22 protein-coding genes and 1 rRNA gene are annotated in these 22,273 nt (G+C 33.1%); 8 read left to right on the forward strand and 15 right to left on the reverse strand.

All coding sequences use genetic code 11. The annotated features are described in order from the left end of the window. Positions 1-314, reverse strand: a 16S ribosomal RNA gene (locus ACFVR2_RS14505); the annotation flags it as partial. Between the two features lie 415 nt (positions 315-729). On the opposite strand from ACFVR2_RS14505, the gene ACFVR2_RS14510 reads away from it, so the two are divergent. After that, positions 730-1,455: a YwaF family protein gene (locus ACFVR2_RS14510; RefSeq protein WP_387362830.1), complete on the forward strand. Its 726-nt coding sequence runs from the start codon at positions 730-732 to the stop codon at positions 1,453-1,455. A 149-nt stretch (positions 1,456-1,604) separates the two neighbouring features. Further along, entirely contained in the window at positions 1,605-1,964 is a 360-nt protein-coding gene (locus tag ACFVR2_RS14515) for a YgzB family protein (RefSeq protein ID WP_091023209.1), read from the forward strand. 41 nt (positions 1,965-2,005) lie between these two features. Here ACFVR2_RS14515 and ACFVR2_RS14520 read toward each other — a convergent pair whose 3' ends face one another. From ACFVR2_RS14520 to ACFVR2_RS14545, 6 genes are all read right to left on the reverse strand, one after another. Further along, on the reverse strand, positions 2,006-2,443 hold the full coding sequence (locus ACFVR2_RS14520; RefSeq protein ID WP_387362832.1) for a Fur family transcriptional regulator: 438 nt from the start codon (positions 2,441-2,443) through the stop codon (positions 2,006-2,008). Between the two features lie 330 nt (positions 2,444-2,773). Next, a complete protein-coding gene (bcp, locus tag ACFVR2_RS14525; RefSeq protein ID WP_387362834.1) occupies positions 2,774-3,238 on the reverse strand; it encodes a thioredoxin-dependent thiol peroxidase in 465 nt (154 codons plus the stop codon). A gap of 23 nt (positions 3,239-3,261) precedes the next feature. Continuing rightward, entirely contained in the window at positions 3,262-3,669 is a 408-nt protein-coding gene (locus tag ACFVR2_RS14530; protein ID WP_387362836.1) for a potassium channel family protein, read from the reverse strand. Between the two features lie 52 nt (positions 3,670-3,721). Further along, positions 3,722-4,507 (reverse strand): ABC transporter permease, encoded by a 786-nt coding sequence (locus ACFVR2_RS14535; RefSeq protein ID WP_387362838.1) that lies wholly within the window; start codon positions 4,505-4,507, stop codon positions 3,722-3,724. A 3-nt stretch (positions 4,508-4,510) separates the two neighbouring features. After that, positions 4,511-5,302 (reverse strand): ABC transporter permease, encoded by a 792-nt coding sequence (locus ACFVR2_RS14540; protein ID WP_387362840.1) that lies wholly within the window; start codon positions 5,300-5,302, stop codon positions 4,511-4,513. Continuing rightward, the gene (locus ACFVR2_RS14545) at positions 5,295-6,308 is read right to left on the reverse strand and encodes an ABC transporter ATP-binding protein (RefSeq protein WP_387362842.1); all 1,014 of its coding nucleotides are present in this window, start codon (positions 6,306-6,308) and stop codon (positions 5,295-5,297) included. The genes ACFVR2_RS14540 and ACFVR2_RS14545 overlap by 8 nt, the downstream gene beginning before the upstream one ends. Before the next feature lie 272 nt (positions 6,309-6,580). Between ACFVR2_RS14545 and ACFVR2_RS14550 the strand changes: the two genes are divergently transcribed. From ACFVR2_RS14550 to ACFVR2_RS14560, 3 genes are all read left to right on the forward strand, one after another. Then, entirely contained in the window at positions 6,581-7,882 is a 1,302-nt protein-coding gene (locus ACFVR2_RS14550; RefSeq protein ID WP_387362844.1) for a glutamate-1-semialdehyde 2,1-aminomutase, read from the forward strand. 94 nt (positions 7,883-7,976) lie between these two features. Further along, a complete protein-coding gene (locus tag ACFVR2_RS14555) occupies positions 7,977-12,368 on the forward strand; it encodes a glutamate synthase-related protein (protein ID WP_387362846.1) in 4,392 nt (1,463 codons plus the stop codon). 350 nt (positions 12,369-12,718) lie between these two features. Next, positions 12,719-13,816 (forward strand): FUSC family protein, encoded by a 1,098-nt coding sequence (locus ACFVR2_RS14560; RefSeq protein WP_387362848.1) that lies wholly within the window; start codon positions 12,719-12,721, stop codon positions 13,814-13,816. Between the two features lie 481 nt (positions 13,817-14,297). Here the strand turns inward: ACFVR2_RS14560 and ACFVR2_RS14565 are convergent, their stop codons facing one another. The 4 genes from ACFVR2_RS14565 to ACFVR2_RS14580 all read right to left on the reverse strand — a co-directional run bounded on the left by ACFVR2_RS14565 (position 14,298) and on the right by ACFVR2_RS14580 (position 17,579). Further along, positions 14,298-16,058, reverse strand: a complete 1,761-nt coding sequence (locus ACFVR2_RS14565; RefSeq protein ID WP_387362850.1) for an ABC transporter ATP-binding protein — start codon at positions 16,056-16,058, stop codon at positions 14,298-14,300. Between the two features lie 94 nt (positions 16,059-16,152). Continuing rightward, a complete protein-coding gene (gene ntdP, locus ACFVR2_RS14570) occupies positions 16,153-16,683 on the reverse strand; it encodes a nucleoside tri-diphosphate phosphatase (RefSeq protein WP_025671837.1) in 531 nt (176 codons plus the stop codon). A 131-nt stretch (positions 16,684-16,814) separates the two neighbouring features. Beyond that, a complete protein-coding gene (locus ACFVR2_RS14575) occupies positions 16,815-17,072 on the reverse strand; it encodes a YgaB family protein (protein WP_025671838.1) in 258 nt (85 codons plus the stop codon). 309 nt (positions 17,073-17,381) lie between these two features. Then, entirely contained in the window at positions 17,382-17,579 is a 198-nt protein-coding gene (locus tag ACFVR2_RS14580) for a gamma-type small acid-soluble spore protein (RefSeq protein ID WP_387362853.1), read from the reverse strand. A gap of 130 nt (positions 17,580-17,709) precedes the next feature. Here ACFVR2_RS14580 and ACFVR2_RS14585 point away from each other — a divergent pair, with 130 nt between their 5' ends. After that, a complete protein-coding gene (locus tag ACFVR2_RS14585; protein ID WP_335414617.1) occupies positions 17,710-17,934 on the forward strand; it encodes a cytosolic protein in 225 nt (74 codons plus the stop codon). Positions 17,935-17,985: 51 nt separating this feature from the next. Here ACFVR2_RS14585 and mutY read toward each other — a convergent pair whose 3' ends face one another. Continuing rightward, complete coding sequence (gene mutY, locus ACFVR2_RS14590) at positions 17,986-19,080, reverse strand: A/G-specific adenine glycosylase (protein ID WP_387362855.1); 1,095 nt, start codon at positions 19,078-19,080, stop codon at positions 17,986-17,988. Positions 19,081-19,166: 86 nt separating this feature from the next. Between mutY and ACFVR2_RS14595 the strand changes: the two genes are divergently transcribed. After that, positions 19,167-20,144, forward strand: coding sequence for a metal-dependent hydrolase (locus ACFVR2_RS14595; RefSeq protein ID WP_387362857.1), 978 nt, complete (start codon positions 19,167-19,169; stop codon positions 20,142-20,144). An 86-nt stretch (positions 20,145-20,230) separates the two neighbouring features. Here ACFVR2_RS14595 and ACFVR2_RS14600 read toward each other — a convergent pair whose 3' ends face one another. After that, entirely contained in the window at positions 20,231-20,509 is a 279-nt protein-coding gene (locus ACFVR2_RS14600; RefSeq protein ID WP_088014818.1) for a YfhJ family protein, read from the reverse strand. Between the two features lie 118 nt (positions 20,510-20,627). Here ACFVR2_RS14600 and sspK point away from each other — a divergent pair, with 118 nt between their 5' ends. Continuing rightward, complete coding sequence (gene sspK, locus ACFVR2_RS14605) at positions 20,628-20,786, forward strand: small acid-soluble spore protein K (protein ID WP_387362860.1); 159 nt, start codon at positions 20,628-20,630, stop codon at positions 20,784-20,786. 138 nt (positions 20,787-20,924) lie between these two features. On the opposite strand, the gene ACFVR2_RS14610 is transcribed toward sspK, so the two are convergent. Continuing rightward, on the reverse strand, positions 20,925-21,251 hold the full coding sequence (locus ACFVR2_RS14610; RefSeq protein ID WP_387362861.1) for a YfhH family protein: 327 nt from the start codon (positions 21,249-21,251) through the stop codon (positions 20,925-20,927). Between the two features lie 141 nt (positions 21,252-21,392). Further along, a complete protein-coding gene (recX, locus tag ACFVR2_RS14615; RefSeq protein ID WP_387362862.1) occupies positions 21,393-22,211 on the reverse strand; it encodes a recombination regulator RecX in 819 nt (272 codons plus the stop codon). Between the last annotated feature and the right edge of the window lie 62 nt (positions 22,212-22,273).

Raw genomic sequence — 22,273 nt, forward strand, 5'->3', positions numbered from 1 at the left:
GATCACCCTCTCAGGTCGGCTACGCATCGTCGCCTTGGTGAGCCGTTACCTCACCAACTAGCTAATGCGCCGCGGGCCCATCTATAAGTGATAGCAGAAGCCATCTTTCAATAAAGGAACAGGAGTTCCTTTATGTCATCCGGTATTAGCTCCGGTTTCCCGAAGTTATCCCAGTCTTATAGGTAGGTTGCCCACGTGTTACTCACCCGTCCGCCGCTAACTAACGGGAGCAAGCTCCCATTAGTCCGCTCGACTTGCATGTATTAGGCACGCCGCCAGCGTTCGTCCTGAGCCAGGATCAAACTCTCCATTAAAGTTAAGTTTAAATCTTGTATTGCTCAAAAAACTAATAATTGACGTTTACTTCATGTTTTGTTTAGTTTTCAAAGTTCACTTCGTCGCGTCATTGGCGACTTTTTCATATTAACATTCTCAGTAGAGCCTGTCAACATTTTTTTAAAATCTTTTTTCTTTCGACGCCGTCATCTCTTGGCGACATAGAATAATATAACATCGATAATTCACACCGTCAACACTTTTTATAAGTTTTTTTCAAAAAAGATGAAAACTCTTTTCTAAAAAGAATACACCTGGATTTGGACATACAAATAGTAAGTCATAATACTTTAATACAAACAAGCTGAATACACTTAAAAAAGTACAATAAAAGGATCCTAGCAGTAGTGAATTGTTCAATATCATCTATCCGAATTGAGAGAGGTGTAAATAATGAATGGTTTTGTATTGTTTTCAAAGCAACATATTATTACATTATTAATCATTCTCCTACTTCTTATCTGTTTGTTTTACTTCAGAAATTTAATAAACAATAAGAAAAAAGTAGATTTATTCATCCGAACTCTTTTAATCGTCTCAATGCTTACAGTTGAATTTCTATTATATGGATGGCTAATTAAAACGAACCAGTGGGATTGGGGCGATTCATTACCTCTCCAACTATGCGGTATAAGTATGTATCTAAGCTGTTATACACTCATTACAAAAAATTATAAAATATATGAGATTATCTATTTTTGGGGATTGGCTGGGGCTATCCAAGCTGTACTTACTCCAGATATCAAATATAGCTTTCCTCATTTTAAATATATACAATTTTTCATTACCCACGGAGGAATCATTATTTCTATTTGTTATATGACGTTTATCTTTGGATATACTCCGACTCTCCGTTCACTATTAAAGTCCTTCCTTTATTTAATTTTATTAGCTATACCTATTTACTTACTGGATTATGTCATTAAAGGAAACTACCTATTTTTAAGAGCTAAACCTACCGAAGCAAACTTGCTAGACTTTTTTGGTCCATGGCCATATTACTTAATTGTATTAGGCTTAATTCTTATCCCCTATTTTTTGATTTTATATCTCCCAATTCATTTTTTTAACAAAAAGTTGAAAATAAACCAAGTACCATCTGATCATAATACCAATTAATTAATGTGAGAAATGTCCTGTGTTTAGCTTAAATTCAAAATTCATCAACTAAAATCATTCCAGTAAATAAGTTCGAATTGTTTTCCATGTTAGCACTAACATTTCCTATCTCATTTATGCTATATTTACAATGAATGGGGTGGGACAAAGTGGCAAAAAAGAAAAGTAGTAAAATTAATAATATAAGAACGTTTGCACTTTCATTATTATTTATTGGCTTCATCATTATGTATGGTGGTGTATTTTTCAGAGAGCATAAGATTGTCATGACGATCTTTATGCTTGTGGGATTTTTAGCGATTATTGGTAGTACAGTTGTTTATTTTTGGATCGGAATGCTGTCTACAAAAACAATTCAAGTTATCTGTCCGAATTGTAACAAAACGACTAAAATGCTTGGTAAAGTTGACATCTGTATGTATTGTAATGAGCCACTTACATTAGATCCTTCATTAGAAGGAAAAGAATTTAATGAAAAATATAATAGCAAACGAGATGCTAAACAATAGCATAATAAATAAAGCACATTACAATTATGTAATGTGCTTTATTATGATAATGTTTTTTCTTTACACTTAGGACAAATACCGTATACTTCCATTCTATGATTGGTTACTTCAAATCCCGTTTCCTTTTCAACATAAAGATTGATTCCTTCTAACCCGTCGTAATGAAAGTCATTCATTTCACCACATATTTCACAAATAATATGATAATGATCAGTTGTTATATAATCAAAACGACTAGAAGAATCACCGAAGTTTAATTCTTTAACCATTCCTACTTCACGTAATACTCTGAGATTATTGTAAACTGTTGCCACACTCATATTTGGAAATTTTCCCTCAAGTGCTTTATAGATTTCATCAGCAGTTGGATGTGTTCCACTTCCTATTAAATATTCTATAATTGCATGCCTCTGAGGTGTAATACGTACGCCGCTATTCTTTAAATGTAAAATTGCATCTTGAATATTTTCCTTATGCAACGCCGCTCTCCCCGTTTCTTTAAAATAGTTCCAAAATTAATTACTTATTATTAGTTTATTCAACTGCAAGAATATTTGTCAACTTTTTGAGAATTTCTAAAAAAAAATTAGCCATTACTTGTATTCCATATACCAAAACAAAAAAATGTGCGAGAATTCTCTCGCACTTCAAAATGCTATCATCTGAGGAGGTATGCCCTATACTCCAATATATTCCCTAAAGCAATATAGGTATAGACGAAAAGCTCGATTATTTTAGATAAAACGATTCTTTCTCAAAAAAAATTAAGATAAATCAAGTTAACTGACCCAAATTAGTTTGTACAAATTTTAAGAACGATTAATTACACTAAAAACATCTTCAACATGATTCTTTACTCTAACCTTTTGCCATACATTTTCGATACAACCCTCTTCATCTATTAAAAATGTTGTACGTTCTATTCCCATATATTCCTTACCAAAATTATTCTTTAACTTCCAAACATCATATAACTTTGCAACTTCAGTTGTTTCGTCGGAAAGTAATAAAAATGGTAATTGATGTTTTTCTATAAATTTTTCATGTCTTTTTATAGGATCAGGACTTATTCCTAAAATGACAGTTCCACTATTCATAAACCTTTCATATGAATCCCTAAAGTCACAAGCTTCCGTAGTACAACCTGGTGTCATATCCTTTGGGTAAAAATAAAGAACTACTTTCTTACCTTTAAAGTCTGATAAAGTTACATCTTCTCCATTACTTGCTGGTAAAGTAAATTCCGGTGCTTTCATTCCAATTTCAACTGTCATAATAATCTCCTTAATCATACATATTAACGTTCTTCTTTAAATACTTGTAAAACAAAAGCCGCTGGCATCGTATAACCGATGAGCGCTTCAACCATAGCAACCCATCTTCCGATCCCCACTGGTACAATATCCCCATAGCCTACGGACAAAAGGGTGATTGCGCTAAAGTATAAGCATAACCCCATTATATTGTAATTAGTCCCTTCAATAGGAATAGAATGCTCAATTAAAATTGGATGTGGCCCTCGCTCCAATATAAAATACACTGCGCTAAAGCCTATAAGTACCGTTCCATATATTAAAAATAAAAGAATGTAATTATTAATTGAAATAAGACTTTTATTAACTTTTGTAGTTGAAGTATTCCATAAATACACTAGACTATACAAAATCGTAAATATAGAAATAAAAAAGAAAAAAGCAGTTCCCATTCCAATCACCTCATTTCAATTTATGAAACAAGCTATTGAAATAGAATACTGCTTAGTTACCAGCACCTTTATATTTTTTTACACCTTGGTTCCAAATTAACACAGATATAACAAAAACAACTAATCCCATAACTGGCGTTAAAAATGAATAGACATACCATTCACTTCTACGTAGAAAATATGCAGCTGGATAAACACCAACAAATGCAAATGGTAAAATCCATGTTAATACAAAGCGAATGATTGGATGATAAATATTAATCGGATAACGACCATAGTTTCCTATATTATACATTAACGGCATAATTGACGTTCTTGCATCTGACCAAAAACCGATACTTGCTAATGCAATAAAGATACCGGCATAAACAAACATTCCACCAAAAGCCATTACTAGAAATAAAAATGGATCATACCAAGTGATTGAAAGTCCTAATTTAAAACCGGCATAGATCATAATAATCAATCCAGTAATAGCACCTAGTAAAGATTCTAACTCCATTTTCTCTAATACAACTTGAAAAAGACTATGAATTGGTCGAGTTAAAATACGATCAAACTCTCCCTTTACAATGTAACGATCATTAAAATCCCATATATTAAAAAATGAAGCAAAGAGAGCAAACGGAACTAAAAAGAACCCATAAATGAATACAATTTCATCTCGGTTCCATCCTTCAATAAGTGAAGTATGATTGAAAACTAATAATATAAAAATTAAATTTACAGCCTGAGCCATCAAATCTGATAAAAATGATAAAAAGAAATTTGCTCTATATTGTAATTTCGTTTTTAAATATTGACCTGAATATTGAAGAAATATATTTAAATAAAACATTCTTTAACCTCCTTGTATAACAAGATGCTTTTTAGCTTTATACCATATAAGGATAATAGGGATACATAATATAATAATCCAAATTACTTGGAATAAAAGGCCTCTTAAAATCAATTCACCTTTTATGCCTTGAGCAAAAATCATACTAGGAATATAGCTGATCCCTTGAAATGGTAGGTACTTCATTACATCTTGTGCCCAAACCGGAAAGAACGTGATCGGTATCGTTAAACCTGAAAATAAATCAATAATGACACGTTTAGCTTGAATAAATCCCATATTATTTTGAAGGAAGAATGCCATTAACCCTGTTAATAAATTCAATTGTGTATTAATTGCAAAACTGAAAATCGAAGCAATTAAAAATAAACCTAAAGTTTTTAAATTAAATGAAACATCTAAACGAAAAATTAAAGCAACTATAATAAAGCCTGGAATTGAAAAGAAAAAGAATCTGAAAATCCCCTCACCTAACCCTTGCATCACTTTGGTAAGTAAATAGTTATAAGGTCTAATAAGTTCTATTGCTACTTTACCTTCTACAATTTCTTCAGCAATTTCACGGTCAAGATTATTAAAATAAAACGCCCTTGCCATCCAAGCAATCGCTACATAAGTAGTCATCTGGTTTACTGAAACACCTTGAATTGATCCTTGGTGACCGTAAATCGCTTTCCATAAAAAGTAATAAGCACCTATATTAATCGTATAAATAACAATCCCGGTGTAATAATTGGTACGATACGCTAACATCATTAAAAAACGGATTCGAATGATTTCAATATACTTACTCATTACTAATACCTTCTTGGTAGATGTTTCGTATAATTTCTTCTGTAGAAATCTCTAACATCTTCATATCTTTAACAGGATTTGATTGAACTACTTTTGCGATAATCATAGAAATAAGTGTTTCATCATTCGGTAATGTAACACTCCAAATATTCTCGCCTTCTTCTTCCTTCCATTTTACATCAGCTCGTCCGATTAATTCATTCAATGTATTATGATTGACAGGCTTAATAAACTGGAATTGAATTTCTTTTTCTTCGCCCCATTGCCCCTTTAACTGTTCAAGTTTTCCATCATAAATGATTTTCCCTTCATCTAACATTACTACTCGATCACAAAGTGCCTCAATATCAGAAATATCATGGGTTGTTAAAAGAATTGTTGTCCCATATTTTTGGTTTAACTCTTTTAAAAACTCGCGAATTTTTAATTTTACTAATACATCTAATCCAATTGTTGGCTCATCTAAAAATAATAAAGGTGGATTATGAATTAAAGCAGCTGCTAATTCACATCTCATTCTTTGACCTAAAGATAGCTTTCTTACAGGTTGATCTAATAAAGGCTCAATATCCAAAGTCTTAATGATATAACCCATATGTTCTTCATATTGTTTATCTGGTATTTGATAAACTTTTTTTAGTAATCGAAATGATTCTTGTACAGCAATATCCCACCATAATTGAGATCTTTGCCCAAATACAACACCTATTGATTTAACAAAACGCTCTCGTTCTTTTTGAGGGTGGTATCCATTAACTGTTACATTACCAGAAGTAGGTGTCAGTATTCCCGTCAACATTTTAATTGTAGTCGACTTCCCTGCACCATTCTCCCCGATATAAGCCATCATTTCACCTTTTTTTACAGAAAAGTTTATATTATTAACGGCTGTTTTTGTTCTATAGTTTCTTGTAAACAAATCTCTAAATGCACCTTTTACACCAGAGCGACTCAAGAAAGTTTTAAATTCTTTGTGTAAGTTTTGAACTTCGATTATGTTTTCCATAAGACTGCCTCCATTTTTTATTCCGTCGCTTAGTGTATTTGAAATACGAACTAAGTACAATAAAAAAGTACTAAAAAGTAGTTTCCAATTTTTTCGGACTATTTTTGTGAAAAATATAGATTCTACAAAATGTTCAAATTTCTTTTCAACTTGTAAAGGCTTACATTTACCACGCGCTAAAATTTCGTGCTAGAATGTAATTTAACCACATAAATAATGTAAAGATGCCGGTTAAATTCTTTCATTTTTTTATCAATAATGGGAGGTACTCCATGAATAATCAAAAGTCAATTGTAATACATAATGAAGCTTTAGAACACATCGTTGGAGGAGTAAACAGTCCTTCAAGATCGTTTAAAGCAGTTGGTGGCGGAGCTCCTGTCACAATGAAGCGTGCAAAAGGCGCATATTTTTGGGATGTTGATGGCAATCAATATATAGATTATTTAGCAGCATACGGTCCTATTATCACTGGCCACGCTCACCCACATATTACAGCTGCAATCACTAAAGCAGCAGAAAATGGTGTCCTTTACGGTACTCCTCATGAACTTGAAGTACAATTTGCAAAAATGCTTAAAGAAGCGATTCCTAGTATGGATAAAGTCAGATTTACAAATTCAGGTACTGAGTCCGTAATGACAACTATTCGTGTAGCGAGAGCATACACTGGTCGTACTAAAATCGTTAAATTTGCTGGATGCTATCACGGTCATTCAGATTTAGTACTTGTTGCTGCAGGCTCTGGGCCATCTACTCTTGGTACTCCTGATTCCGCTGGTGTACCACAAAGTATAGCTAATGAAGTGATTACAGTTCCATTTAATGACATTGAGGCATATGCAGAAACAATGGAAAAATGGGGTCATGAAGTAGCTGGTGTACTTGTTGAGCCAATCGTCGGTAACTTCGGAATCGTTGAACCGCAAGAAGGGTTCCTAGAAGCTGTAAATGAAATTACGCACAATCATGGTGCATTAGTCATTTATGATGAAGTAATAACTGCCTTCAGATTTATGTATGGAGGCGCACAAAACTTATTAGGAATTGAACCGGACTTAACAGCTCTTGGTAAGATTATAGGCGGTGGTTTACCGATCGGAGCTTATGGTGGTAAAAAAGAAATTATGGAAACAGTTGCCCCACTTGGTCCTGCATATCAAGCTGGTACTATGGCAGGTAATCCAGCATCAATTGCAGCTGGTATTGCATGTCTTGAAGTATTACAACAAGAAGGTGTCTATGAAGAATTAGATCGTCTAGGTGCTATTCTTGAAAAAGGTATTCAAGAAAAAGCAGATGAGCACAACATCCATATAAAAATCAACCGCTTAAAAGGTGCATTAACAGTTTATTTCAATGTTGACGAAGTAACGAATTATGAAGAAGCAAAAGAATCCGATGGAGAAGTTTTCGGTAGATTTTTTAAACTTCTATTAGAAGAAGGTATTAATCTAGCACCATCAAAATATGAAGCTTGGTTCTTAACTACAGCTCATACTGAACAAGATGTTCACCAAACAATTAACGCTGTTGGGAACGCATTCCTAAAATTATCTACGATTAAACTATGATATATCTGAGGTCACTACAACTTGAAGTGACCTCTATTCATACATAGTTAATTCAGAATAATCAATTTTTTCGATATAAATAGGAGGTAGTTAAATGAAATTTCAAACAAAAACAGAATGGTCACCAGGTTTATTTAGAGATTATTACAATAACGAACATGATGCATGTGGAATCGTTGCCTTTATCAATCGTTCTATAACTCAAACAAGAGAAACGATTGATATTGCTGCCGAAAGTTTACGAAAGATGAATCATCGAGCGGGATTTACGAACGGTGAAGGTGATGGTGTAGGAATTCAGACTGACATCCCCACTCTACTCTGGCAAGAAAAACTTACATCTGTAGGAATTAGTCCAGAAGTCGTTTCACACCCTTCATTTACAGTTGGACATTTCTTTTTAAATGAAAAATCAGAAATACAAACTTTGCTTCAAATTATTGAAGAAAACGGTTATGAAACCTTATATCATAGTTGTAATCAAACCTTTACTTCAGCACTTGGTCCGATCGCACAAGCAGTAGAACCTGAGTTTTTACAAGTAGCATTACTCCCAATTAAAAATCACCAAAGCACAACTCTATTTGATTTAACAAATATTATAAGCAAAAAAACAAATGTAACTGTTGTTTCTCTCAGTCAATCAACTTGCGTTTATAAAGTAATGGGAACAATCGACACTTTATTGTCATACTATTCAGATTTACAACATCCTAATTTTCAATCATCTGTTGTGGTAGGTCATAATCGCTACTCAACAAACACATCTTCTTCGTTTTCAAGAGTTCAACCATTTAGCATGCTAGCACATAATGGAGAAATTAATACAATTGAGCAATTAAGAATTGAAGCAAAACAAATTGGCGCAAATATTAAGCATGGAAATAGTGATTCCCAAGATGTAAATATAACACTTGAAACGCTTATTCATAAATATAACTACTCTTTGAAAGAAGCAATGGAATTATTATTCCCACCTGTACCTGCAGAATATGAATCAGACCAAGAAGTAAACTCCATTTACAATACGATTCGAAGTACATTCGGTCCATATTGTCAAGGTCCCGCAGGTGTACTTACAAGAGAAGGAAATGAATTTGTCGCTAGTGTGGACGCTTTAGGTTTACGACCGGTTTGGTTGCTTGAAACAAATGATTATCATGTATTTTCATCTGAGCAAGGCATCCTTTCTCCAGAATTATTTATATCTGAGCCACATGCCCTTTCGCCTGGAGAAAAAGTCGGTATTAATTTACTAAAAGACCGAGCTCAACTATTAACACACCGTGAATTAACGCATTTCGTTACATCGAAACTAAACGAAAAATTAACGATGAATCTAGCAAATAAAGAAGCAAATTCAGCTGATTACGTTGAACACTCACCTCCTTCAATTCATCCGTTTGAATATGGAGCTTTTGGATGGCAAAAGGAACAAATCCAATTAGTTGAACAAATGGCAGAAAAAGGTGCAGAACCTATTCGTTCTTTAGGGCACGACGCACCACTAGCATGTTTAGATGAAGCTAGAAAAAATCTTTCTGATTTTATGAAAGAAACAGTTGCAGTAGTAACGAACCCTGCAATCGATCGTGATCGTGAAACAGAGCATTTTTCTATTTCTGTCATATTAGGAAAAAGGCCATCCATTACAAAGAAAGATTCAGGAATTGTACTACAGCTCCCTTCTCCGATATTAAGTGATGGTTTTGTAGGAAATACACTAAAAGCTAGTCGTCAACAAATTTCGTATGAAGAAATTCTAAATCTATATCAATTAGAAAATAAACTTTATACAATTCAAAGTACATTTTCTAATTTACCTTTAGAAGAAACATTGTCTCAATATAAATACGAAGCAGTAGAAGCTGTAAAAAATGGTGCAGAATGTATTGTTATTACCGATGACGAGGCTCATAAAAATAATCAATACTGGATTGATCCGGCTCTTATTACAGCAATAATCCATAATGGACTTGTGAATGCTAGGTTAAGAAGAAACTGTTCGATTGTCTTAAAGACAGCTGCAGTCCGTAATCTTCACGATTTAATGGTAATGAAAGGTTTAGGAGCAGATGCAATTAATCCTCATTTCCTTTTTGGAACAATTTCAGAATTGGAAGCTCCTGAAAAAATAGTAAAACTTTATGATGTTTTAAATAAAGGAATCGAAAAAGTTATTTCAACAATCGGTATGCATGAACTACGAGGCTATGCAAAAATGTTCAGTAGCATTGGATTACAAGAAGATATCTCTTCGTCTTTAGGTGTAATAAATTTCTTCGGTGACCAAACAGTTTCTGGATTCAAATTGTTAGAGGCTGATTCGAAAAAACGTTCTGAAGATTACAACGCAAATAACGCAGCAATGCCAAAATCTTTCCATGTATTCCCTCGAATTTGGAAAGCTATTGGAGAAACAGCACAAACCGGTAGTTATGAAACATACCGTCAAAAATTAAATCAAATTGAAGAAGAGCGACCAACTACAGTACGGCATGCGCTTTCTTTAGTTGAGAGTAGTAAACCAGTTGATTCATGTCAAGTTTCATTAGAAATAGGTACTCACTCACTACCATTTATTATCAGTTCTATGTCATTTGGATCCCAAAATGAAGTTGCTTTCAGAGCATACGCTGAAGGCGCTAATCGACTAAATATGATTAGCTTAAATGGTGAAGGTGGAGAAATCCAAGATATGATTGGCAAATATCCAAACACTCGTGGACAGCAAATTGCTTCGGGTCGATTCGGGGTTAATGCTAATTTACTTCACTCTTCTAACTTAATTGAAATTAAAATCGGTCAAGGTGCAAAACCTGGTGAAGGTGGTCATTTACCTGCTTCAAAGGTTACACAAAAAATTGCGGAAACGAGAAATGCAACACTTGGTTCTGATTTAATTTCACCTTCAAATAATCATGATATTTATTCAATTGAAGATTTAGCTCAAATGATTAGTGAAATTAAAGCTGTTAATCCTAAAGCAAAAGTTGCTGTAAAAGTGCCTGTTGTTCCTAATATCGGTACAATTGCTGTTGGTATTGCAAAAGCGGGTGCAAACTTTATAAATATTAGTGGGTTTGATGGAGGAACTGGTGCTGCCCGTGTTCATGCAATTCAAAATGTAGGTTTACCAGTTGAAATAGGTGTTCGGGCAGCCCACAATGCACTACTAGAATCTGGTTTACGTAATTCTGTCGAAATTTGGGCTGATGGCGGAATGAAAAGCGTAAATGATGTAGTAAAAATGATGATTTTAGGTGCAAACCGAATCGGCTTTGGAACTTTATCAATGATTGCAATCGGTTGTACGACATGTCGTGGTTGTCATTTAGATACATGCCACGTTGGTATTGCAACACAAATCGAATCAGAAATAGAAGCAATGCGTCACGGTTTACGAAAATTCACACCTAGACAACTTGAAACAGCAGTAACAAATTTAGTTCAATTCTTCACTGCATTCAAAGATGAATTGCAAGTGATTGTTGGTTCATTAGGAGTAAAAAATGCGCAAGAGCTTGTTGGTAAAACTGAATTCCTAAAACAAACAAGATTTTTAGATACGCTAAGTTTAACTAATTTATTATCTACTAATAAAATTGAGGCTAAAGAATATGTACTTTCGAATGGAGAATCTGCTAAAGTACTTCAAAGTAATGACGTTGGAGTTTATGCAAAGGTTGACAATGAATATCGACATGCCGGTAGCTTATTAATCCATGACCTAGTAGTAAAAAAACAAACGCAAGGTGTAGCTTCCCCTGTCGAGATTAACTTCGAGGATCAATCCATTCCTGGAAATGGCTTAGGAACCTATACAGTAGAAGATTATTCTATATTCGTTCAAGGCGGAGCTCAAGATGGTGTAGCGAAAACTGCTTTTGGTGGAACGATTTTTATTAGTAAAGCTTTAGGTGCTAACGGACAACACTTTGGTGGTTCGGTCGGAAAATGCTTTGCATACGGAGCACAAAAAGGACAATTCTTTATCCAAGGTAATGCTGACTCGCGTGCAGGCATTCGTTTATCAGGAGCCGATGTAGTAATTGGTGGCCATAACCTATCTAGTCAACCTATTTCACAGAAAACTCGCCTTGGTGCAAAAGCAAATATAAACGGATTTGCTTTTGAATATATGACTGGTGGTCGTGCAGTTGTTCTAGGAGATCCGGGTCCATGGATGTGTGCGGGTATGACTGGCGGAGTAATTTACGTTCGAAACTCATCTGAATTAGGTCTTACTAAGGATGCTTACCAAAATCGAATCGCAAAAGGTGCAAGTGTAAGTATTGTACCGGTCGATGAAACTGGTAAAAACGATCTAAATGAATTGTTAGTGAAATATATATCACTTTTAACGCAGCATAATCAACAAGACGAAGCTGCATTTGTTCAAAGTTTATTAGACGATATTGAACAAAACTTCTTACAAATTAAACCTAAAAAAGAACAAGCGGATCCGTCTGTTTCAACTGAATGATATTATAAAAAAGAAGCGAAAAATTTCGCTTCTTTTTTCATAGTTCTACCACCTTATTTAATAGTAAAGCTCTTTCATTTTTAAGTTCAAAATCTTTTAATTTAACTAATAATTTAATCTTCTTCCCCATTCATATAATTAACAAAATTTCTTAAAAATTTGTATTGATAATGCGTGTAGTTCATTGTATAGTTACAGGATGTTACATGAGAAAAAAAATAAAAGTTACTTTTAATTGTAGCAATTTTGAAAAACACTCGATGTAATAAATAGTAGTTTAGTAGTAATATAGTTAAACGTTCATATTTCATTACAAGCATTAAGCTAGACAAACAAAAAGGAGTAATACAATGAGATTAGGAGCGCGTGTTCTAAAAACTGGTATAGCCATTACGCTCGCCATTTATAGCGCGATGTTTTTTGATTTATCAACAGCTTCGATTGCAGGTATTTCTGCTATTTCGGCATTAAAATCATCAGTAAACCAATCATATAAATCGTTAATTGAACAACTTCAGGCTAACTTGATTGGTGCGATTCTGGCAATTATTGCAGTGATTACTCTAGGGAATAATCCAGTAATTATAGGTTTTACATGTATTCTCGTGATTATCATTACATTAAAACTAAAACTCGAAAATACAATTGCTACAACACTGGTTACTGTAGTCGTTATTATGGAGGTAAGTACAAGTACCGAACACTTTGCCATTTTTACTTTCGATCGTATTTTGGCAGTAACGATTGGTGTTTTAGCTGCATCATTTGTAAATATTTTCTTAATGCCTCCAAATTACGAAAAAAAATTATCTCGTGGCATGATTTCGATTACTGAACAAACAAATAAACTAATGATGATGGCTCTACACAAAACTGTTAGCCATAATGGTTTAAAAGATGAAATTTATCAATTAAAAGAAATCATGAGAAATGTTACGAAAATATATCGCTTATACAAAGAAGACCGAATCATTCTTGTTGGTCGTAAGAAAAAAGAGCATGAAAAATCTCGTAAAATCGTATTGTTTAGACAAATGCTTATCACAGCCGATAACGCATTTGATACGTTAAAAGCTTTAAACCGATTAGAATATGAAATTAACGCATCTCCGAAAGAGTTCCAAGATTTAGTAAAAAATGAACTAACATGTTTAATACAATTTCACGAACATGCTTTAATGAAATTAATCGGCAAAGTAAACTTTGATCAAACTGCTCCACTTCATAGAGAAGAAAATATATTAAAAGATAAATTAACAAAGGCATTCTTGGACCACCATGATATTAATGACGAAGAAAAACAAAAAACATGGTTACATTTATTCCAAGTAGTATCTGCCATTTTAGAATATAGCGAAAATGTTGAGCATTTAAATACACTCGTAGATAGCCATCAAACTTATCACAAAGAATACCAAGTTCAAGTTGATCAGGTTGAAACAATGTAAAAGCCTCCGAATTGCGGAGGTTTTTTGTTTTGAGAAGTGGGGTATCTCGACGGCGTTCTTTATTTGATGTTGATTTTTTCAATCCTTGCCATAGATAATTAGCCGTTTTTTATCTATTTTCAGATCGATTTGAGAGTAATTAGACTAATATTGCTAGTTTTTCCTATTAAGAGTATCTTCTTGTGCAATTATTCGTAGGAAATACATTTACCAGTATGGGTAATTATTTTTCTTATTTGCGATTCTTGAAATTTTAATTGCAGTTTTGCAGATTTTATTTGCGATTCTTGAATTTTAATTGCATTTCTGCCAATTTTATTTGCGATTTTCGAATTTTAATTGCAGCTGGCTGTTTATTTGCAACTTCCCCTTATTTAATTGCGCACGTAATCCCCTTATTTGCGATTTTCACGTACTTATTTGCAGTTCAGTTCTACAAATAAAAAAGCACAAAGAAAACTAATTTCTTTGTGCTAAACTTCTATACCGAACTCGAACTAATCTCTAAATTTTGAATTTCAAACAAATGATAGTAAGCTTCTTTTTTAGCCATTAATTCCTCATGAGAACCAATTTCGACAATTTGACCTTGATCAATATAAACTATTTTATCTACATGTGTAATGGTAGATAATCTATGTGCAATAAATATTGTTGTACGGTTCTGTGCTAGTTCATGAATCGCGTCTTGAATATACCTTTCATTTTCTAAATCAAGAGCAGAAGTAGCCTCATCAAATATTAGAATAGAAGGATTTCTTAAAAATACACGGGCAATTGCTACACGTTGTTTTTGACCACCAGAAAGCTTTACTCCTCTTTCCCCAACAAGCGTGTCGTATCCATCCGGTAAACTCATGATAAAATCATGTGCATTGGCTGCTTTGGCAGCCGCAATAATTTCTTCTTCACTAGCACTTGGATTCCCATAACGAATGTTCGATTTTACAGTATCACTAAATAGAAAATTATCTTGTAAAACAATACCGATTTTTTCTCGCATGCTTTTCAAATCATAGTCCCTTATATCGACACCATCAATTTTAATAGACCCTTTTGTTACGTCATAAAAACGTGGTATTAAACTAACTAATGAAGACTTTCCTCCACCACTAGATCCAACCAATGCAATTTTTTGACCAGGCTCAATTTGGAAAGTTACATCTTGAATGACCTCATCATCAACAGCATTATATTGAAACGATACTTGATTAAAGTGAATTTGACCGTCTAACTTTTTGGCATTGATTGGATTATCACGATTAACGATGTCATATTTTTCATCCATTAATTCAAAGACACGATCCATTGATGCAAACGATTGTGTTAACGCAGTTGAAGAATTCGCTAATCTTCTAAGTGGATCATACAAACGATCAATATACCCAACGAATGCAACCATCTCACCAAGCGTTAAATGACCATGAATAACTTGATATGCAGAAAAACCGATAATTAATAATGGACCAATATCAGTTAAAGTATTAATAATTGTAAACGTTCTCGCATTCCAGCCTGTATGTTTAAGAGCACGGTCTAAAAACTCACCGTTTTTTTCTTTAAATAGTCCACTTTCATAATCTTCCAATGCAAAACTTCGTGTTACTTGCATACCTTGAATTCTTTCTGTTAAGAACCCCTGTAAAACAGCTAAAGCTTGAGATCTTTGACGAGTCAAAGATCGAAGTCGACCAAAAAAGTACTTTACTGCTAATGTATAAAACGGTAAAACGATTAGTGATACAAGCGTTAACTTTACATCCATTGTTAACATGATTGTAACTGTAATTAAGATTGTAATTAAATCTAACCAAACATTCATTAACCCAGTAATAACAAAGTCTTTAGTAGATTCAACATCATTTATTACTCGTGAAATGACTTCACCCGTCTTTGCATTAGCATAATATTTTAAGCTAAGTTTTTGTAAATGTTTAAATAAATGATCCCTAATGTCAAATAGAATTCGACTACCGATATATTGAGCATAATACTGTCTGAAATACTCAATAGGTGGTCTTACAATAACAAAAATTCCAAATGCAATTAGCATGATGTAGATAAGATGTGAACTTTTGGTTGCAATTGGTAACGATGAATTAATGATGTTATCTACTACATATTTTAATAAAAACGGTACTATCAATGGGATTCCAAATTTAATGATACCGATCGCAATCGTTAAAAAAATATGAAATCGATATGGTTTAACAAATTTTAAATAACGTTTAATACTTCCCATATTTTCATCCTTTCATATCATTCAAAAAGAAACTGTTGAGCAATCTTTTTGAGATGATTGATTCTCAAAAGACTAAGGCGCTCAACAGTTTCGATTAATCACGATACATTAAGAATCGTTCATACCAATTATCAATAAAATCGGTAGCAAACGGCCCTTTTCGTTGATGAATTAATTCCTTTAAATAACCTAAGTTCTTTTTTAAGATTGGGTCAATAATAGGAGGATAATTCATTATTTGTCGATGATTCTCATATTCATCTTCATCTAACAGCACGTAAGTCATATCTGGAAAAACTTTAATATCTAGATCATAGTCAATATACTTAATGGCACCATCTTCATAGACGAATGGTGAGCTAATATTACAGTAATAATAAACTCCATCTTCTCTAATCATTCCAATGACATTAAACCAATAATCCATATCAAAGTAACAAATTGCTGGCTCTCGTGTAACCCATGTTCTTCCATCCGATTCAGTTACAAGCGTGCGATCATTTGCGCCAATTACTAACTGCTGCGTCCCTTTTAAAATGGTTGTCTCTTCCCATATACGATGAATATGTCCATTATGTTTGTAACTATGTATCTGTATTTTTTCTCCTGGTTTGGGAACGTTCATTGTTTCTCCCTTCTTTCTAGTGTGGACGCATTTCAACACTTTATTTATACTTTACACTTCTATTATAACTAGTTCTTATCCATTTTTAAACAAAAGGGAGATTAATTTGGTAAAATGCCCCATTGTTTTTTTTATTTTAATGCAATTTTTCTCTCATCTGAGAAAGATTTAATAATTTGCTGTGTTTGTATTAAAAAGGTGTCTTGGATAGCTTTTAATTCAGATCTCATTATATGTATCTCATCTTGGATAGAAGACAATTTTGACAAATCCTCTAATTCAAATAGTTGGTTTTCAATTTCTTGACATCGTTCAATTTCTTCTTGAATCTTTATTAACTGATCCATTGTTTCAAGCTGACGACTTACCAATTCATCGAATACTTGCATACCATTCACCATCCTTATTTCATTATTACACTATTTCTTGAAAACTAACATAATCCCTTTGACTACATTTGACGATATTTGACTATTGAGAAGAAATTAATAATTCTATGTGGATTTAAAATGTTGGACTTAAAATTACACGTAGGTAAAAGAGCACCCTTAATATAAGGGTGCTCTTTTTGAACGTTCTTTATAACAACTAGACTGCATGATCTCTCATCAGACAGGAAGATGAATTTAGAAAGTAAGACTTTACTTACTATCTTTTCCTCATCAACAGCGCACTTCTAGTAATTCCTCTTTAAGGTATTATTGTTGGTTTTGTTGGCCAAAGTTTTTAGAAGCAGCTTTTTGTGCAGATTGTGCGTTCGCTTCTCTTACAGCTTGAGCATCAGTTTCACTTGAAAACTCTTGCCCAAAACTTTGGTTTTGTTGTTTAACTTTTCCAATGTTAGTTCCAGATGCTGTTTTTCCAGCATTGAATTGATTGTTGTTGTTGTTGTTCATGATTTATCACCTCCACAAATAATATGATGTCCATCAATCAGTTTATTATGTAAAAAAACTTTACTTATTTTTTTGTTTATTGAACCAGTTGAGTGGAAAACTATGAAAAGAAATTATAAGGAGGCTTATTATGTACGTTGGCAGAGATCTTTCAGAATTATCAATGACTCCTAAAACTCAGTGGAAAGATAGTGAGTTGGAATACTATCATCATTCATTTCAGCAAATTACTGGTTATTTAAATATTGAAGGTAACACAATGCAAAAAGAAATAATAAATGAAATTGAATCACGCGGTGGTCTTCATAGAAATGAGGCAGACTGGACTAGTGGTACTCGCCCTACTGTTGACTAAGTGACTCTCAAATCACAAAAACCTCCAACACTTTGTTGGAGGCTTTTTGTTTCAAAGCTTTTCGATTTCCTGATAAATCTTTTGATGTACTACCGGAAACGGCAGCTCTTTACACTCTTCTAATGTTACCCATTTCTGATTACTTGATAAACTACCCTCATTTATTGCTTCTCCAACATAAACTTCCATTTTCCATACAAGATGTGAAAAAACATGCTCAATATTAAATTGATAAGATAACCCTTCAACTACTAATTGAGATTCTTGATTTAAGAAAAAGCTAAGTGTATCGCTTTTAGATAACATCGTTGATCGTAATTCTGCAGTTGGAAACTCCCACATATTAGCAAGTAATCCAGTAGAAGGTCTTTGTTGAATTAAATATTGGTTATTTTTATTCTTAATGACACCTACTGCTAAATTAACTGGTTTTGGTGCTTTCTTTTTACTTTTTATCGGTAACTCAGTAACAACTCCAGTTTCAAAAGCTAAACATTGTTCCCTCACAGGACAAAGTAAACATGCTGGATTTGTTGGCGTACATATTAATGCACCTAACTCCATCAAACCTTGATTAAAGGCAGATGGATCTTCATGACTTATTAAAGCTCTTACAGCTTGTTCAAAAATTTTTCGGTTTTTAGGAACACCAATGTCCTCCCAAATTGTTAATATTCTCGATAATACCCTCATTACATTCCCATCAACCGCTGGCTCTGGTTTACCGTATGCAATACTAAGGATCGCTCCAGCAGTATATGGTCCTACGCCTTTTAATTTTCTTATTAATTCCGGTGTATCTGGTACTTTCCCTGAATACTCTTCATGGACTTCACGTACAGCCGATTGCAAATTTCTAGCTCTAGAATAATAACCAAGCCCTTCCCATGCTTTTAATACTTTTTCTTCCTCGGCATTCGCCAAGTCAGCAATAGTAGGGAAATTTTGCATAAACTTATTATAAAAAGGGATTACTGTATCTACACGTGTTTGCTGAAGCATTATTTCTGAAACCCATACTCGAAATGGGTCTTTATTCTTTCTCCAAGGTAAATCTCTCTGTTCTGCTAAAAACCAATTAACTAAATTATTTTTAAAGTCATTTTTGGGGAAAACTTCTAATGTCTTATTTAAATCATTATTCATAACTTATACCTTTCTCTAACATCTATATGTTTTTGTTAATACTCAATACTATAAAAATTAAAAGGGTAAGTAAAGGGAGGAACTAAATGGATACTGGTACTCATCTAGTAATGGGATTTACACTTGGCGGATTAGCAACCCTGAGTCCAATTGTCCTACATGATCCACATTTGACAAACTCACTCTTATTAACAACAATCATTGGATCACAATTACCAGACAGTGACACGATATTAAAATTAAGAAATAACGCAAAATATTTAAAACATCATCGTGGAATTACGCATTCAATTCCAGCAGTCATTTTATGGACATTATCACTTTCTGCCCTTATGACATTATTTAACCATAGAGATCACTATGGACTCTATTTATTCTGGTCTTTCCTGGCAGTAAGTGTGCACGTATTCGTTGATTTATTTAATGCCTACGGAACCCAAGCACTAAGGCCATTTTCAAAACGCTGGATTGCTTTTGGCATTATCAACACTTTCGATCCAATTATTTTTGCAATCCATTTAGTTGGAGTTCCATTTGTTATTTTTCATTTTAGAGCTGGTCCGATCTGTGTCATGCTCTATTTCATTATGATTTTTTACTATGCGTTTAGATATCGACAAAAACAAATCGTGATTCAGACCGTCACAAAAAAATTACCCGATGTAAAACGTGTCTATGTTTCACCTTCTATAAAATACACTCATTATCATATTGTAGCAAGTACAGATTCTCATCATTACGTTGGCAAAATAAAGAAAAGAATCTTTAAAATCCATGACGTATTTAAAAGAATCCCTTTACCAGTCATTGAAGACGTAAAAGCAGCCTTTAAGGATGAAAACGTTAAATCATTTCTAGCATTTTCACCAGTTTACATTTGGGAATTGATTGGACATGACGACCATAAAGAATTAAGACTAATCGATCTAAGGTATCGAACCGAAACATACTACCCATTTGTTGCAGTAGTCAAATTCGACTACGAACATAATATTATCAGTTCATTCACGGGCTGGATCTTTAGTGAGAAAAAATTGCAGAAAAAACTAAAAGTGGAATCTTGAAAAACGAGTCAGTTAAAGAAAATCCATTCGTTTTATCCTCTAATCAAAAAATAACCCTTAGCAATTTTTTGCTAAGGGTTATTTAATTAATGAAGAAGATTATCCTTCTCTTTCGTTTCTATAATTTCTAAACCTGGTGGCTTTGCAATTTTGATATCTGTTTCATGCAAATATTTTCCATATTGGAAAATAAATTGTTGAACAACCTTTTTAGACATTTGTTCACCATGATATTCTCCAGCCTTAGCATAAGTTGCTTCAAAATCTTCCCATAGCCATTCAACCCAAATTTTTGCTTGTGAATATGTTAAATGGCTATTTTCTTTAAGTAATAGCTCAGTTAATTGTTCTAAATACTTCTCCATATTATTACACCTTCCAATTTTTAAACATTTATTATAATCATATCTGAATTCAAAATGGTCATCATATTGATGATGGTTCATTTCATCAATTAGTTTTAATCACTAGGGGGTTTTTTTAATGACAACAAAAAGCGAACATTTTTCAGCACAAAAACATGATATGAAAATTGACGGATCAATCGATTATAAATCAAAAAATGCTTCTAAACGTCCTAACGGTCAAATAAATACAAGTCCACAAAGAAGAATGGCAAAAAGTGATCCTAGTAATGATTAATTATTAAATTTGAAAAAGCCAGGGGCAATTCGTCCCTGGTTTTAGACTGCCCGCCAAACGCTCGATTATAAAATTCATTACATTCTTACCCTGAGAAGACAAAGCGTTTTCAATCAGTCCGAATTTTATATTTTTGAATTAGTTCGTTCCTTGTTTCTTTAATAATGCGATTGGGATTCCTATTTCTTCTTCACTAGTGCTTTTATGACCCCAAGCAAAAATACCATTCATGTATGTGATCATAAATAATACACCAGGTTCTTCAATTAATTCATATTGCTCGCCAGGAATAAACTGACTTGCGTCTAATAAATATGATTGAGCCATCGTTTTTTTACGAAGTATAACTTCAAGTTCATTAATCATATCCATTTGTTCAGCTTTTCTAGCTTGATGATTCAAATTGCTGATTTCTTGAACTAATTCATCTTTCGTTAAGTCACTATATCGTTTTGGAATTTCCATTTTAAGTCTCCTCTAAATCATTTAGATATATTTATTATATCAAGCTAATAACAGACAACCAATTAATTTAGTTTCAGACTGTCGACAAACGCTTCCAATCAATCTGAAAATCAAGCTTTTTGTCTACAGACTTCAACAAATTTAATTTAGTTCTTCCTCTTCTAAAATTAAAATCGCTTTTTGAATTAGATCAATTGGGAAACCTTTTCGAAATAATACTGTTTTCATTTTTTGATTATATTCCCAACCGCTAAATTTTTCATATTTCTTTTTCGCTTTTCTAGCATGTATTAATAGAGCTTGTAATTCATCATCTTCTTCACTTTCATAATGTGTTTCTTCAATTGCAATCGAAATGATGTTAGTAGAATATCCTTTTCTTCTTAACAGTTCTTCAAGCTTTGCCTTTTTTTGATTTGTTGAGTACTTCGAAAGTGCAGAAACCTTTTTTTGGCATAGTGAAATAGCATGTTGAATTTGTTTATCTTTTGAAAATAAAGTTAAGCTTTTCTCTATTACAGAATTATGAATACCTTTTGCTAATAATTCATTCTTAATGATTGATGGTCCTTTCAACGTCGTATTAATAGACGTACGGACATAACTTTCAGCGTATTTTTCTTCATTAATATACCCTTCTTCTACAAGCCGAATAATTGTAGTTTGTATTATATCAATCAAGAATTCTTGCTTTGTTAAATATTGTTCTATTTCTTTTTTTGTTCTCATCATTCTAGATAAATAAACAATGCTAGAAAGATATGCCTTTCTAAGTTGATCGGCATTTAATATTTCTTCTAGTTCAAATGGCTCAAATGATTGCCCCTTATTTATGTTAAATTTAACAAGAGTATCAGCATCTACACTAAACGAATACTCTTCACCATTGCCACTATCTGTGTAAATATTAAATCGTTCTTTATTTAATTTTTGAACTTGAATTTTCGTAATTATAGACATAATTTACCTCAAAAGAAATTTTGTTTTTATGTACACATAAAAATAATAATATCATATTATGA

The sequence above is a fragment of the Gottfriedia sp. NPDC057991 genome, from assembly GCF_042886615.1.
Classification (GTDB): Bacteria; Bacillota; Bacilli; order Bacillales; family Bacillaceae_G; genus Gottfriedia.

Coding starts and splice junctions, on each gene's coding strand:
- ACFVR2_RS14510 (WP_387362830.1), top strand. CDS start 730: ATGAATGGTTTTGTATTGTTTTCAAAGCAACATATTATTACATTATTA.
- bcp (WP_387362834.1), bottom strand. CDS start 3,238: ATGACAGTTGAAATTGGAATGAAAGCACCGGAATTTACTTTACCAGCA.
- ACFVR2_RS14530 (WP_387362836.1), bottom strand. CDS start 3,669: ATGGGAACTGCTTTTTTCTTTTTTATTTCTATATTTACGATTTTGTAT.
- ACFVR2_RS14535 (WP_387362838.1), bottom strand. CDS start 4,507: ATGTTTTATTTAAATATATTTCTTCAATATTCAGGTCAATATTTAAAA.
- ACFVR2_RS14540 (WP_387362840.1), bottom strand. CDS start 5,302: ATGAGTAAGTATATTGAAATCATTCGAATCCGTTTTTTAATGATGTTA.
- ACFVR2_RS14545 (WP_387362842.1), bottom strand. CDS start 6,308: ATGGAAAACATAATCGAAGTTCAAAACTTACACAAAGAATTTAAAACT.
- ACFVR2_RS14550 (WP_387362844.1), top strand. CDS start 6,581: ATGAATAATCAAAAGTCAATTGTAATACATAATGAAGCTTTAGAACAC.
- ACFVR2_RS14555 (WP_387362846.1), top strand. CDS start 7,977: ATGAAATTTCAAACAAAAACAGAATGGTCACCAGGTTTATTTAGAGAT.
- ACFVR2_RS14560 (WP_387362848.1), top strand. CDS start 12,719: ATGAGATTAGGAGCGCGTGTTCTAAAAACTGGTATAGCCATTACGCTC.
- ACFVR2_RS14565 (WP_387362850.1), bottom strand. CDS start 16,058: ATGGGAAGTATTAAACGTTATTTAAAATTTGTTAAACCATATCGATTT.
- ntdP (WP_025671837.1), bottom strand. CDS start 16,683: ATGAACGTTCCCAAACCAGGAGAAAAAATACAGATACATAGTTACAAA.
- ACFVR2_RS14575 (WP_025671838.1), bottom strand. CDS start 17,072: ATGCAAGTATTCGATGAATTGGTAAGTCGTCAGCTTGAAACAATGGAT.
- ACFVR2_RS14580 (WP_387362853.1), bottom strand. CDS start 17,579: ATGAACAACAACAACAACAATCAATTCAATGCTGGAAAAACAGCATCT.
- ACFVR2_RS14585 (WP_335414617.1), top strand. CDS start 17,710: ATGTACGTTGGCAGAGATCTTTCAGAATTATCAATGACTCCTAAAACT.
- mutY (WP_387362855.1), bottom strand. CDS start 19,080: ATGAATAATGATTTAAATAAGACATTAGAAGTTTTCCCCAAAAATGAC.
- ACFVR2_RS14595 (WP_387362857.1), top strand. CDS start 19,167: ATGGATACTGGTACTCATCTAGTAATGGGATTTACACTTGGCGGATTA.
- ACFVR2_RS14600 (WP_088014818.1), bottom strand. CDS start 20,509: ATGGAGAAGTATTTAGAACAATTAACTGAGCTATTACTTAAAGAAAAT.
- sspK (WP_387362860.1), top strand. CDS start 20,628: ATGACAACAAAAAGCGAACATTTTTCAGCACAAAAACATGATATGAAA.
- ACFVR2_RS14610 (WP_387362861.1), bottom strand. CDS start 21,251: ATGGAAATTCCAAAACGATATAGTGACTTAACGAAAGATGAATTAGTT.
- recX (WP_387362862.1), bottom strand. CDS start 22,211: ATGTCTATAATTACGAAAATTCAAGTTCAAAAATTAAATAAAGAACGA.